Annotated in this window: 9 protein-coding genes and 1 other RNA gene; 7 read left to right on the top strand and 3 right to left on the bottom strand. The window is 60.8% G+C overall.

The features are described 5' to 3' along the window. The first annotated feature begins 26 nt into the window (after positions 1–26). On the top strand, positions 27–3,224 hold the full coding sequence (locus IH944_10940; GenBank protein MCH7905064.1) for a PD40 domain-containing protein: 3,198 nt from the start codon (positions 27–29) through the stop codon (positions 3,222–3,224). Positions 3,225–3,354: 130 nt separating this feature from the next. Further along, on the top strand, positions 3,355–5,238 hold the full coding sequence (gene tadA, locus IH944_10935; protein MCH7905063.1) for a Flp pilus assembly complex ATPase component TadA: 1,884 nt from the start codon (positions 3,355–3,357) through the stop codon (positions 5,236–5,238). Here tadA and rnpB read toward each other — a convergent pair. Then, positions 5,238–5,560: RNase P RNA component class A (rnpB, locus tag IH944_10930), an RNA gene on the bottom strand. The two genes, tadA and rnpB, sit on opposite strands and share 1 nt — an antisense overlap. Before the next feature lie 80 nt (positions 5,561–5,640). After that, entirely contained in the window at positions 5,641–6,519 is an 879-nt protein-coding gene (locus IH944_10925; protein MCH7905062.1) for a polyprenyl synthetase family protein, read from the bottom strand. Positions 6,520–6,573: 54 nt separating this feature from the next. Between IH944_10925 and IH944_10920 the strand changes: the two genes are divergently transcribed. The 5 genes from IH944_10920 to IH944_10900 all read left to right on the top strand — a co-directional run bounded on the left by IH944_10920 (position 6,574) and on the right by IH944_10900 (position 12,023). After that, positions 6,574–7,851 (top strand): DUF1015 domain-containing protein, encoded by a 1,278-nt coding sequence (locus tag IH944_10920; GenBank protein ID MCH7905061.1) that lies wholly within the window; start codon positions 6,574–6,576, stop codon positions 7,849–7,851. Then, a complete protein-coding gene (locus IH944_10915; protein ID MCH7905060.1) occupies positions 7,851–8,657 on the top strand; it encodes a hypothetical protein in 807 nt (268 codons plus the stop codon). Before IH944_10920 ends, IH944_10915 begins: the two co-directional genes overlap by 1 nt. Before the next feature lie 124 nt (positions 8,658–8,781). Further along, the gene (locus IH944_10910; GenBank protein ID MCH7905059.1) at positions 8,782–9,696 is read left to right on the top strand and encodes a tetratricopeptide repeat protein; all 915 of its coding nucleotides are present in this window, start codon (positions 8,782–8,784) and stop codon (positions 9,694–9,696) included. 68 nt (positions 9,697–9,764) lie between these two features. Continuing rightward, entirely contained in the window at positions 9,765–10,373 is a 609-nt protein-coding gene (locus tag IH944_10905; protein MCH7905058.1) for a hypothetical protein, read from the top strand. 732 nt (positions 10,374–11,105) lie between these two features. Next, positions 11,106–12,023: a PD40 domain-containing protein gene (locus IH944_10900; protein MCH7905057.1), complete on the top strand. Its 918-nt coding sequence runs from the start codon at positions 11,106–11,108 to the stop codon at positions 12,021–12,023. A 131-nt stretch (positions 12,024–12,154) separates the two neighbouring features. On the opposite strand, the gene IH944_10895 is transcribed toward IH944_10900, so the two are convergent. Further along, positions 12,155–13,666, bottom strand: coding sequence for a cysteine--tRNA ligase (locus tag IH944_10895; protein ID MCH7905056.1), 1,512 nt, complete (start codon positions 13,664–13,666; stop codon positions 12,155–12,157). Positions 13,667–13,740: the final 74 nt, after the last annotated feature.

The following is a 13,740-nucleotide window of genomic DNA, read 5'->3' as shown; positions in this document are numbered from 1 at the left end:
TTTGTGTTCAACCGAGAGGACCAAAAATGCTTGTTTCGACTTTACTCGCCGCTGGACTGTTGCAGTCCGCTTCGATGGACGTCCGCTTGATGCGGTTCCCCGATATCAGTGGAGAAAAAATCGTCTTCACATACTCTTCCGACCTTTGGCTCGTGGATGCCAGTGGAGGCGCGGCAAAGCGCCTGACCAGTCACCCCGGCACCGAATACCGTGCGAAGTTTTCGGCGGACGGCCAGTGGATCGCGTTCACAGGCCAGTACGACGGGGACAACGACGTTTACGTGATGCCGGCAGAGGGCGGAGAGCCCAAGAGGCTCACGTTCAGCGCCGGTAGCGACTTGGTCGGCGATTGGACGCCTGACGGCCGAATCGCGTTTTCGTCATCCCGGGGAAGGGTGCGGCCCGGCGGGAACTACTTGTGGTTCGTCAGCCCCGACGGCGGAATGCCCGTCAAGAGCGACGTGCACGAAGTCGTAGACATGTCGTTCTCACCAGACGGTTCAACGATGGCGTACAACCGCTCGTCGTCGTACCAGTTCAACTGGCGACGGTACCGAGGCGGCACGCAGGGGCGGATCAGCTTTTGGGATTTTGCGGCCCGCGAGTACAGCGAGGTGCCGACCGGTCGAGAGCAGAACTACTTCCCGATGTGGGTGGGCAACAGCGTCTACTACATCAGCGACCTCAACCAAGGGACGTTGAATCTGTACAAGTACGATACGAGATCGAAGAGCAAGACCCAGTTGACGCGATTTAGCGACGCCGACATCCGCTGGCCCGGCGCCGACAGCAAGACGATCGTCTACGAGCGCAACGGTCGACTGTACACGTACGAGGTGGCGAGCGGAGACGTGCGGGAGGTTAGCGTGACGGTGCGAAGCGACGAACTGAAGCGACGACCTTACTACAAGAACGTCTCTCAGTGGGTCGATGGCGTGGCGATGTCCCCGAGCGGCAAGCGGCTGGCGATCACCGCGCGCGGCGACCTTTACACGGTCCCGGCGAAGAACGGCGCGACCCGCAACCTGACGAACAGCCAGGGCGTGCGCGAGGAGATGGTCTCCTGGTCGCCCGACGGACAGGAACTTGCGTACATCAGCGACGTCTCCGGCGACACGAAGCTGTACCGCATCCCGCAGATGGGCGGCGAGGCGAAGATGGTCGAGACGCCTGAAGGCCACGTTATCGCAGGTTTCGCCTACTCTCCCGATAGCAAGAAGATCGGCTATGCGACCGAGGACAACGAGGTGTATATCATCGATCTTGAAAGCGGTGACAGCACGTTTGTCTTCAAGGATCCGCAAGGCTTCTCTGGGGCCGGGATGCCTGACTGGTCGAAGGACGGCAAGTGGATCGCCTACGTCAAGACCCAGCCCAGCCTCTTCGGGGCGGTCTACATCTACGACGTCGAGAAGGACGAGCACCACCAGGTCACCGACGGCTACTACAACGACGGCGCTGTCGCGTTCGACCTGAACGGCAAGTACCTCTACATCGTTTCGTCAAGAACGTTCGGGTTCAACCCCAGCGCGTTCGAGATCGGCGTCGGCCAGTTGAACGTTGACCGCGTGTACGTGATCCCGCTCAAGGCCGACATGACGAACCCGCTCCTTCCGGAGGACGACGAAGAGCCCGTGAAGAAGGGGGATGACGAGGAAGAGGAAGAAGAGGAGGAAGAGGAAGAGGAAGAGGAAGAGGATGACGAAGATGGGAGCGCGATCGACTTCGACGGCCTCGCCGAGCGCGCGATCGCGCTGCCGTGGGGGCCGGGCAGCTACCCGTTCCTGGTCGGCGCGGACAACGGCGTCTTCACCTTTTCCAACGGCACCTTGATGAAGTTCGACATGGGAAGCCGCAAATCGCAGAACATCATCTCTGGAGCGTCCGGCTTCGACTTCTCGCCCGATCGCACCAAGATGGCGTACAACGCCGGCGGCTCGTGGGCGATCACCGATATCAAGCCTGGGCTCACCCCTGGCGCAGACAAGGTCAGCTTCGGCGACGTCAACATGACGATCGACCCCGTCAAGGAGTGGCGGCAGATCATGCGCGACGCGTGGCGGTACCAGCGCGACAACTTCTACGACAAGGGCATGCTCGGCCTCGATTGGAACGCTATCGGCGAGAAGTACTTTGCGATGGTGGAAAGCGCGGGCGACCGCTCCGACGTGAACTACGTCTTGGGCATGATGATCGGCGAGCTGGGCACGGGCCACGCCTATAACGGAGGCGGCGACTTCGGCCAGCCAATCGGCAATCCGAACACAGGAATGCTCGGCGTGGACTACGCGGTGCGCGGCGACAACGTGGTCATCGAGAAGGTCTACCGCGGCCAGAACTACTCGGCAGCGCGGCGCGGACCCCTTGGAGCCCCCGGCGTCGACGTCAGGGACGGCGACGTGCTGCTCGAGATCGACGGACAGAAGGTCCACGCGGGCATCGACGTGCACCAACTGCTCGTCGGCAAGGCCGGCAAGTTCGTGAAGATCAAGGTCGCGAGCGGAGCGAGCGGGATCGACGCGCGCGAGTACAAGGTCCAGACGATCGGCAGCGAGCAACAGCTCCGCTACATCGACTGGGTCGAAGGCAACCGCAAGCGCGTCGAAGAGCTCTCGGGCGGGCGCATCGGATACGTTCACGTGCCGAACACTGCGGTGCAAGGCATCACCGAGTTCATGCGCGGCTACTACGGCCAGAGCGAAAAGGAGGCCTTCATCGTCGACGAGCGGTACAACGGCGGCGGCTTCATCCCGACGTTCTTCGGCGAGCGGCTGACGCGCCAAATCGTGACGGGCATCCAGCAGCGGCACGGAGAGAGCGTCATGTACCCGCCACAGGCTTGGGACGGCCCCAAGGCGATGCTGATCAACAAGTACGCCGGCTCTGGCGGCGATCACTTCCCCTGGCTATTCCGCTATCACAAGATCGGGCCGCTGATCGGAACCCGCACCTGGGGCGGCCTGATCGGAATCACCGGTGCGCGAGGTCTGGTGGACGGTGGCGGGGTCACCTCACCCGAGTTCGCGCTCTACGACCTGGAGACAGGCCAGATCATCGCGGAGAACAAGGGCATCGATCCGGACATCCTCGTGGACGACACGCCGGACCTGGTGTCTCGCGGACACGATCCTGAGCTTGAAGCGGCGGTCGCGTACCTGCTCAACGAGCTGAAGACGCCGAGGAAGGAGTACGCGAAGCCGAAGTTCCTGACCGGCGGAGGCTAGTCGAACCTACGGAGAAGTTCGCCAGCGATGGCGAGCTTCTCTCGATTCTTACCTGTTTTTCACCTGGTTCTTGCTTGTTTTCGAGCCTGTTCAGTCCTGCAGTCCTGCCTGTACTGGAAAACTCATATCAGTGCTCACAAATAACGCCGAGAAGCAGTTCGGGACCATGCTGGTCCAAATGGAGCTCATCCGACAGGATCAGTTGGAAGAGGCTTTGGAGCGGGGCAAGGAGACCGGCAAGAAGCTGGGTCAGAACCTCGTTGAGCTGGGCTACATCAACGATGCGCACATTCTTCAGTTGCTTGCGGCGCAAGAGGCGGCCACGCCTTGGATGCTCGACAGCGATCCGCCCGATCACGCTACTCTCAAGATTCTGCCGAAATCTGTGTGTGAAGAGCACAGCGTTATCCCCGTGTGCCGGCGAGGAGACCTGTTGCTCCTGGCCATGGCCGACCCGAATGACATTCAGGCGATACAGCGAGTCCGTGCCATTACCGGACTCCGGATCGAACCGGTCATGGCTGACGCGGACAAGATTCAGTCGATAATCCAGCACTTGCTGGATCCCTCTGCCACGCCCGTCGAGGACCAAGGCCGCCCAGAGCTTGCGAAGCTGATCAGCGATGCGCTTTCTACCGCTGAAGCAGGCGGCGAACCGGAAGGATCAGGCGACTGCCTGACCGAAGACGAGACCGCTCCCGTTATCGGGCTGGTCGATCAAATTATCGGCAACGCCATTCGCGCCAAGGCGACCGACATCCATCTCGATCCAACTGCGGAAGACGTCGGTATCCGCCTCAGGATCGACGGCTGCTTGAGGAACGTCGGATCGATCCCGAAGAGCTTGCAGAAGCTGTTTCTGGGTCGACTAAAGCTGATGGCCGGTCTTGATGCAGATGGGAGCGACGGCCCACAGACCGGACGAATCTCTGTCGAGTTGGAGAGCAAAACCGTCGAACTGCGCATGAGCGTTATGCTGACCTCGCACGGAGAACGGGTCACATTGCGGCTGCTCGACGATTCGGTCGGATTGAGGGACTTGAGCAGCCTCGGGTTCACGGAGCGATTGACTGAGACGCTTCGATCGCTCGTCAAGCGACCTTTCGGCCTGTTCCTAGTCACGGGACCGGTAAGCAGCGGAATTACGACGACCTTGTACTCGCTGCTGGGCGAATTGCAAGCTGGCGCGCTCAACGTCATGACCTGTGAAGAGCTGATCGAGTGCGACATTGCGGGCGTCAACCAATCACAATTCGGCGACGGTCCTGGATCGAACTGCGCCGGACAGTTGGAAGCGATTCTGCGCCAAGACCCGGACGTCGTCCTGGTGAGTAAAATCCGAGATGCGGAGACGGCTGAGATAGCTGTTCGTGCTGCGATCAACGGACAGCTAGTCATCAGTGGCCTTCAGTGCGCTGATGCAGCCGGCGCGATCGCGCGCATGCTCGCCTTTGGGATCGACCCGTTTTTGCTTAGCACGACCTTGATCGGCTCGATGGCTCAAAGACTCGTTCGCTCGCTGTGCCTGAGCTGCAAGAAATCTACGCTTGACGGTTGGACCGCCGGCGGGTGCGAAGAGTGCAGCAACATCGGATTGTCAGGGCGCACAGCCATTTGCGAGGTCATCGCGGTTACGCCGGAGATTAGCGAGCTGATTGCTCAACGGGCCTCCTCGCGCGAGATCGAGAAAGCGGCCGTGGAGGACGGTTTCTTGTCTATCCATCAGGATGCCATAGCGAAGGTCGAGGCTGGCCTGACGTCGCGAAATGAAGCAATTCGAGTCCTTGGCCACCTTCAAGACGCCGGTACTCCTTCCTTCCAACCGAGCGGTCACCAGGACGCGGAAGAATCGGAAACTGATGCCCGCGAATCGCTTCGTGCCAATTCCACCGAAATTCGGCTGGAGAGAGTGCGGGACTATCATGGTTTGAAGGACGAGCCGGATTTGGAGGCGCACTTCCATATGCAAGCGCACGAGCTGCCGTCATACCCCTACGAAGAAGACGCTGCGTAGGTTGGAGTTGGCCTGTAAGCCGGATTCTGTCTTTGTGCGGCGATCTGTCTATGCGGCCTACCCGGAGGGTCGCCGGGCCGGGTCAGTCCCTCCCTATTTGGCCTTGCTTCCGGCGGGGTTTACCTAGCCGCCGCGGTTGCCCGCAGCGCTGGTGCGCTCTTACCGCACCTTTTCACCCTTACCCTGACGAATCAGGGCGGTGTATTTTCTGTGGCACTTTCCGTCGGGTCGCCCCGCCCCCGGTCGCCCGGGGCGCCGTGCCCTGTGAAGTCCGGACTTTCCTCCCCGACCTTGAGATCGGGGCCGCCACCCGGCCAACTCCGCCCGTCAGCATACTCGGCGCGAGTGTCTGGAAGGGGTGCGCATCGGGCAATCTGCTCAGTCGCCCCGGTCGCATCGGCGTCAAGAGTGCCTTAAAATCGCGAACTCGGCAAGCTCGACGAGCGCTTCGGTATCGCCGTGCATAGGGCCGAGTACGTCGATAGCGGCAGTGGTCGATCGAGTAGCGGCTGACCGTGCCCCTGCCAATCCAAGAACGGCAACGTACGTCGATTTGCCGCGCTCGCGATCAGATCCCACGGCCTTCCCCATTTCGCTCTCGCTTGCCGTCTCGTTCAGAATGTCGTCGACGATCTGAAACGCTAGGCCGACTGATTCGCCGTACGCTTGCAGCGCCGCTATCTCAGGCTGATCTCCGCCGCCGAGGATTCCGCCGATCGCACAGCCGGCCGCGATCAGCGCGCCGGTCTTTCGCTGATGAATCCCTCGAATCCCCTTTTCGTCCAGGTCCGCCCCTTCGCTCAGCACGTCGAGCACCTCGCCGCCGACCAGTCCGGCGCTACCGCTTGCACAAGCCAGAATCCCAAGAACCCGCGCCGTGCGGTCGCTGTCGTACCCTGCGTCCGCGACGGTTTGGAAGGCGAGAGCGAACAGCGCGTCACCTGCAAGGATCGCCATCGATTCGCTGAACTGCATGTGGCACGTAAGTCGCCCCCTTCTGAGATCGTCATCGTCGATCGCCGGCAAGTCGTCGTGGATCAGCGAGAAGCAATGGATCATCTCAACCGCGCACGCGGCGTCGAGAACGTCTTCGGGAGAACCACCAACAGAGATCGAGGCGGCCATGCACAGCGCCGGACGGATTCGCTTGCCCTCAGCCAATGCCGAGTATCGCATCGCCTCGTGAAGCTGCTGTGGTACAGAGTCCTCATCAGGCAAAAGTGCTTGCAATCGCTTGTCTGCAAGCTGTTTGTAGGCCTTAAGTCGTGATTCAGCGAGCACAGAACAGAGTTTACCAGCGGGTTCGCCGGGGCTTGTGTAGACTCAACAATACACATGGCGACGATCCGGCCCTTTCGTGGGCTTCGCTTCGCAGGGGTTGCTGGCGACCTGAGCAATCTCGTTGCTCCGCCGTACGATGTGATTTCCCCGCAGGCCCGCGCCGCACTTGCCGAGCAGAGCCCGTACAACATCGTGGGCATCACGCTGCCCGAATCCAAGGACGGCGACCGCAGCAAGTACATCAAGTACGGACGAAGCGTTGCGCTCCTAGAGGAGTGGCGCAGCAGCGGAGCCTTGGAACTGGACGGCGAGCCGCGTTACTACCGGTACTCGCAGAAGTTCGCTGTTCCTGGCGCCGAGCGAACGGTCGTGCGAACAAAACTGCTCGCGACGATCAAGGTCGAGCCGTACAGCAACGGAGTCGTGCTGCCCCACGAGCAGACGTTCCCCAAGCACAAAGAGGATCGGATGCGAATACTTGAAGCAACCCGCAGCCATGTTGAATGCATCTTTGGGCTGTTTGAAGATCAGGATCGCTCACTGCACGAGCTCATCGCGTCGTCGCCGGCAGCCACGCTCGCACAGTTGGACTCAGGCGGCGTCGGCCATCAGCTCGAGCGATTCGACGATCCTGCCGTATGCGCGAGAATCACGGACGCAATGGCATCGCGAAGGGTTTGGATCGCCGACGGCCACCACCGATACGAAACCGCACTGGAATTTCGTGAGCGCCTTGGCGAAAAGAGCAACCTGATTCCGGAGGACTTCATGTTGATGGCGCTGTGCAGCATCAACGATCCAGGCCTCGTCATCTTGCCGACCCATCGCATTCTGAAGTCGATGCCGTGCACTGCCGATGAACTTCGCGCGAAGCTTGCCGAGCACTTTGAGATCGAGGAGGTGCCGAGCACGAAGATTCTACGCCGAATCGGCGAGATCGCACAGGGAGGAGGCCGTGCGATCGGCGTCGCGCTTCCGGGCGAGGTGGGTCTGGTGGCTGCGGTCCGAGATTTGGACCGAATCGTCGAGCAGCAGCCGGGTACGGGCTCGGTCAAATTGAAGCGCCTCGACGTGAGCATCTTGCACAGCTTCGTGTTCGAGCGGATTCTCGGTTTGAAGGGGCACGACTTCTTCGGCTACACGCGCGATGAGGCGGAGGCTTTCGCAAGCGTGCGCGACGGCTCCCCAGCGGCGTTCCTGATGAACCCGCCTACGGTCGATGATATGCGAGCCGTCGCCGAATGCGGCGACTTTATGCCGCAGAAGAGCACGTACTACTTCCCCAAGCTGCTGAGCGGGCTGGTGCTGTGGTCGCTCAAGGACTTTGCCTGATGGACGTGTCTCTCCTCGGCACAGGTGCGGCGGACGGCATACCTGCGTTCTTCGGCAATACGCGCGTCAGTCAGTACGCTCGCGAAAACGGAGGCAAAGACGTTCGGTCGAGATGCGCGGCGATAGTCGATGATCTTCTCAAAATCGATCTAGGACCCGACACTTGGCATCAGACCACGCGAGCGGGATTGGACACGCGTGACTGGATAGCGTTGCTGGTCACGCACTCCGACACCGATCACTTTTCTATCGACGAGCTGCAGTACGCCGTTTTCCCCTTCAACGACATGGAGTTCGTCGGCTTCCCGATTTATGCGAACGCCAACGTATGCCGGCGGATTCTTGAGCGATACCCTGATTGGCCGTTCGAACTGATCATGACGAAGAGCTTCTGTCCGATCAAGGTATCGGAGTACAAGGTTACGCCCATCCAGGCCAATCACAAGCACGATGAAGACTGCCACAACTTCCTGATCGACGACGGCCAGGCGACAATCCTCTACGGTGCGGATACGGGCGTTTGGTTCGAGCCGTCCTGGGAGTTTCTAGAACAACAGAAGCTGGACTGTCTCGTGCTCGAGTGTAGCGAGGGGGTGCATCCCACGCCGTACAACGGACACTTGGACATCAGAGAGTTCCTAGCGGTCATCGAGCGCCTGCGCCGGATGGGGACGGTGTCCGACAGCACGATAATTCTGACCACCCATCACAGCCATAACGGTGGCGCGACCCACGACGAACTGTGCAGGCTGCTTGAACCGCACGGTGTCACCGTTGGCTTCGACGGGCTCAAGATCACCTTTTGAAGGTGCTTTCGTCTGTGGCCCGTCGTCATTAGGTACGGCCAACGGAGTGGCGGGCGAACGGCTACGGACGGCCAACGACCTCGGGCTCATTCATCCGGAGCATGGTGATTAGGTTTAGAATCTGATGGAGCTGGTAGGCAAGTGGTTCGGCTTTGGCCGGAACGAGAACTACGACGCTGGGGTAAGGGCATTCGACGCGTCAGAGTACGAAGTAGCCGTAGAGCAGTTCAAGATTTGTCTGGCCAGCGATCCCGACGTTTCGACTCGCGAGCGTGCCAAGAACTACATGGCGGGCTCGCTGGGAAAGTTAGCCAAGCAAGAAGTCGCCAGCGGGGATTGGACAAGGGCGCTTCATTTTCTTGATGACGCGGTCAGTCTTCGGCCGGCCTACGCAGATTTGCGAATGCTCCGCGCTCTGGTATTCGACAGGCTCGGACGGCTAGAGGATCGGGAGTGGGAGATTTCGTTCTCGCTGTCCATGAACCCGCGATACGGTCTCGCGGTCCTGTATGACGGCATAGGAGCCCTTGAATTGGGCAAGAAGGAAGAGGGTTTGAAACGTGTCCGAGAGGCCGCCACTTGCGATCCGAGACTCGCCAGCCCTGAATACGAGGCTGCCGTCCAGGCCGTAGAGCAAGGCGATCTCGCCGCCGCCATCGATGCCCTGAAGGCTGTTCAGCCTATCCAGACGGTCGATGCCGAGGACATAGCCCGCGAGGCCGATGAACTGGCTCATCAGGGCAGGTACAGAGATGCTGAAGAGCGTTTCCGCAGGGCGCTTGAGATATCGCCTCGCTTTGCCGACGTGCGCTGCAAGCACGGCCAGGCGCTCATGCAAATCGATGAGATCGAACAGGCGATCGCCGAGTTCCGCGAAGCGATCAGCATCAACGATCGGTACGCCGACGCATACGCGTACCTCGGTGTCAGCCTGAAGCGCTCCGGACAGAACGAAGACGCCATGGTGGCGTTTCGCACAGCGCTTGAAATCGATCCGTCGCACGCCGTGGCACAGCAAGAGGTCGAGCGAACGTTGTAGAGCACGAGGGGTGTTCTTCGGAACCAACACGCGACCAGTACAGTTAACGATACCGAGCGCGATAAGAAATGCCTTGGACTGCCGCCATCCTGATTCACCTGCTCGTCACGCTCCACGGCGTCGATCAGGACAAGGTCATCGACAGGAACACGCTTCTCGAGACTGAGCTCATCAGCATGAGCGTGTCCGACCAAGCGGTCAGGAACCGAATGACGAAGTTCTTCCAGAGCGGAGAAGAGATTCCGCCCGAACTGGCGAAAGAGGTCGCACAAGTGGACAAGGCCAACCGCGAGCGGCTCAAGGAGATCGTAGCGGAGCACGGTTGGCCGACGTACGCCTTGGTCGGTGCGACGGCGGCGCACGCCGCGTGGCTGCTCGTGCAGCACTCGGATCGCGACATCGAGTTCCAGAAGAAGTGCCTCGCCCTTATGGAGCCTCTGGTCGAGAAGAATCAGGTCGGGAAGTCCGACTTCGCCTACCTCTGGGACAGGGTCGCGGTCAACGGCGGCAAGAAGCAGCGGTACGGCACGCAGATCGAGAGCAAGGATGGCAAGTGGCAGCCCAAACCTGTCGAGGACCCGAAAAACCTGGACAAACGAAGGGCTGAGGTCGGCTTGTCTACCATGTCTTACTACTTGAAGATGTTTGAACAGCTGTTCGGCAAAGCAAAGGGCTAGACCGTTGACTTCTTGACCCAGGTAGTGCCCTCTGGCGACTCGCGATGCCCCGCGTGCCGCTGTTGCTCGGATGCCCGTGCCAAACAGCAGTGTCACCCATTTAACAGAGCGCGGACTAAGAGTCTGCGCTCTGAATTCCCTCCCTAGGCCATCGCGTTTCCTGCTGACGCAAGCTCGCGTGGCCGTGGGAGGTTAGGAGGGGGTCGAAGCGACGCTTGACCGAGGGCGCGGTGTCGCAGGAGCGCCACCCTCCAACGCCCGGACAAACCCTTTTGGGGCCGACCGAGGCTCCCTCTGAATTCCCTCCCTAGGCCATCGTGTTTCCTGCTGACGCAAGCTCGCGTGGCCGGGGGAGGTTAGGAGTGGGTCGAAGCGACGCTTGACCGAGGGCGCGGTGTCGCAGGAGCGCCACCCTCCATTCGAGCACGGACAAACCCTTTGGGGCCGACCGAGGCTTCCTCTGAACGGAGCGCGGACTCTTAGTCCGAAATCTGCGGCGATCATACGGACAAGCCCTTGGGGTCTGACCGTGGCACACGGCACACAGCCGCACTCCGCGAACGACTCCCGGCCCTTCGTGGCTCGTTCGCGGCACCCCGTGAGCCGCCGACGCACTCCGTCCGCATGTTCATTTGAACCTAGGCCGTATCTGCATTTCCTCTGCCCCTTGCCCTGGTGCTGGATGCGGCCATTCCTTTGGTCAAAGATCAGAACTCCGTTTATAATGAGGGCATGAAGCGTGCGGCGTGGATATCCGGACTTCTGGTGATCGCACTGGCCACCATCGGTTCCGGCGGCGGAGACGGCGGGGACGGTTCCGCCGAGCCGCCAGTGAAGATAGCCTTCACCTCGAAGCGCGACGGCAACTTCGAGATATACGTGATGAACGCCGATGGCACGAACCAAGTGAGGCTCACGAACAACCTCACGTTCGACTTGGAGCCCTCGTTCAGCCCGGACGGGTCGAAGATCGCCTTCCTCTCGAAACCCGAAGGTAACTGGGAGATCTATGTGATGAACGCCGACGGCACGAACCAGGTGAGGCTCACGAACAACACCGCGTTCGACCGCAACCCCGCGTTCAGCCCAGACGGGAGGAAGATCGCTTACGCCTCGGACCACGGCGACGGCAACTACGAGATATACGTGATGAACGCCGACGGCACGCACCAGGTGAGGCTCACGAACAAAGCGGGCACAGACTGGTATCCCTCATTCAGCCCGGACGGGTCGAAGATCGCTTTCACCTCGCACCGCGACGGCAACGGTGAGATCTACGTGATGAACGCCGACGGCACAAACCCGGTGAGGCTCACTAACAACGAGGAGTTCGACTGGCAGCCAGCGTTCAGCCCTGATGGGACGCAGATCGCTTTCGCGTCGGCCCGCGACGGCAACTGGGAGATCTACGTGATGAACGCTGATGGCACGAACCAGTTGAGGCTGACGAACAATGCGACGGTCGACTGGGAGCCCTCGTTCAGCCCGGACGGGTCTAAGATCGCTTTCACCTCGGGCCGCGACGGCAACATGGAGGTCTACGCGATGAACGCCGACGGCACGAACCCGGTGAACCTGACGAACAGCGCGGCGAGCGACTTTCATCCGTCGTTCAGCCCGGACGGGTCTAAGATCAAACGGAAAGGATAGTTCAGTTCATCCCTCCACACTCGCAGTGTGGAGGATTCTGCTTTTATGCCTCAGTCTGATGCATGCCGCCCGATTCTTCGGGCAAGATGCCCGAGCTACTCATGGGCTGGAAGCCCATGCCACGTTCGAGTTCAGACCGTTGACTTCTTGACCCAGGTGGTGCCGTCGGGCGAGTCGCGTAGCTCAATCCCGGCCGCTGCGAGCTGGTCGCGCACCGCGTCTGAAGCTTCGAAATCCCTGTTCGCCTTCGCCGTAGCGCGCTCTTCGATCCATTCGCTAATCGTCTTGCCATCGACGGTCGGCTCGTCGTCCGCTTCGGCTTCACCAGGTGGGCAGCAGGCTCCGTAATCGCCCCGCACGATACCCAGCAGGGCGTTGATCCGGTCGAGGAAATCGAGCGCAGCGCGCGCGTCGCCGCTAGAAAACGAGCCGACATCCGCGCTGTTGATCGCCTTCGCGCCTTCGAGCGCCTTGGCGATCGCGACCGCAGTGTTGAGGTCGTCGCACATGGCGTCGAGCGCCTCGTCGTACAGCCGCGTCAGATCATCGCCGATCGCGTCGTCGCCCGCTGTGCCGGACTCGATCCCGTCTTTAGCCTTCTTCTCGGCGGCTCGGAACTTCTCCACGTTCCTCTCCGCGTCGCGCAGCGTCTGCATCGTGAAGTTCAGCGGCTTGCCGTACGGCACAGAGATCAAGGCGAGCCGCAAAGCCAACGGATCCGCGCCCTTGCCGTCGATCATGTCGCGCACGGTGTAGAAGTTGCCGTCGCTCTTCGACATCTTCTCGCCCTCCACCTGCAGGAATCGCACGTGCATCCAGTGGTTGCAGAACGGCTTGTCGCCGACGCTCTCGCTCTGCGCTATCTCGCACTCGTGGTGCGGGAAGACGAGGTCCTCGCCTCCTGAGTGTAGGTCCAGCGTTTCGCCGAGGTACATGTGTGCCATCACCGAGCACTCGATGTGCCAGCCGGGGAAGCCCCAGCCCCACGGCGAGAACCACTGCATCAGGTGCTTGTCGTCCTTCTTCCACAGCGCGAAGTCGGCGGGGCTCTTCTTGTTGTCGTCCTGCACGACGTCGCGAACTGCGACCTGTAGGCTGTCTTGTTCCTTGTTTCCGCTGAGCTTTCCGTAGTCGGCGAAAGAAGAGACGTCGAAGTACACTCCGGTCGGGGTCTCGTAGGCGTGCCCTGTGGCGATCAGCTCTTCGATCGCCTTGATCTGCTCGCGCATGTGCTGTGTCGCCTTTGGGCGCACCGCCGGCTCGCGCAGGTTCATGCGCCTCCAGTCGTGCTTGAAGGCTTCCGCATAGAACTCGCTGAGATCCCAGATATTGGCGAACTGGTCGCCTTCCTTGGACTTGAGCGCCTTCTCCATCTTGTCCTCGCCGCTAGCGTCCGCCACGTCGTCCTCGGTCAGGTGGCCGACGTCGGTGATGTTGCTGACGTAGGTGACCTTCCAGCCGAGCGCCTCGGCTGTGCGAACGACCAGGTCGGCGTTGAGGAAGGTGCGGAAGTTGCCGATGTGAGCGTAGCCGTAGACTGTCGGGCCGCACGAGTAGAAGCGCAAATGCCCTGGCTCGATGGCCTTCAGGGGCTTCACCTGCCCCGACATCGTGTCGCGCAGGCGGAACTCGCGCTCGCTCATGGCCGGGAGTGTACCAACGCGGGTTAGAAGGCGCTGGGCGACAATATGGTTCCAGAGGCTAGGGTCGAGGGTCG

This window comes from Armatimonadota bacterium, from assembly GCA_022563855.1.
GTDB lineage: Bacteria > Armatimonadota > Fimbriimonadia > Fimbriimonadales > Fimbriimonadaceae > JADFMN01.
Note: the sequence above shows the minus strand (reverse complement) of the source record. Positions and strands in the feature narration are given on the sequence as shown.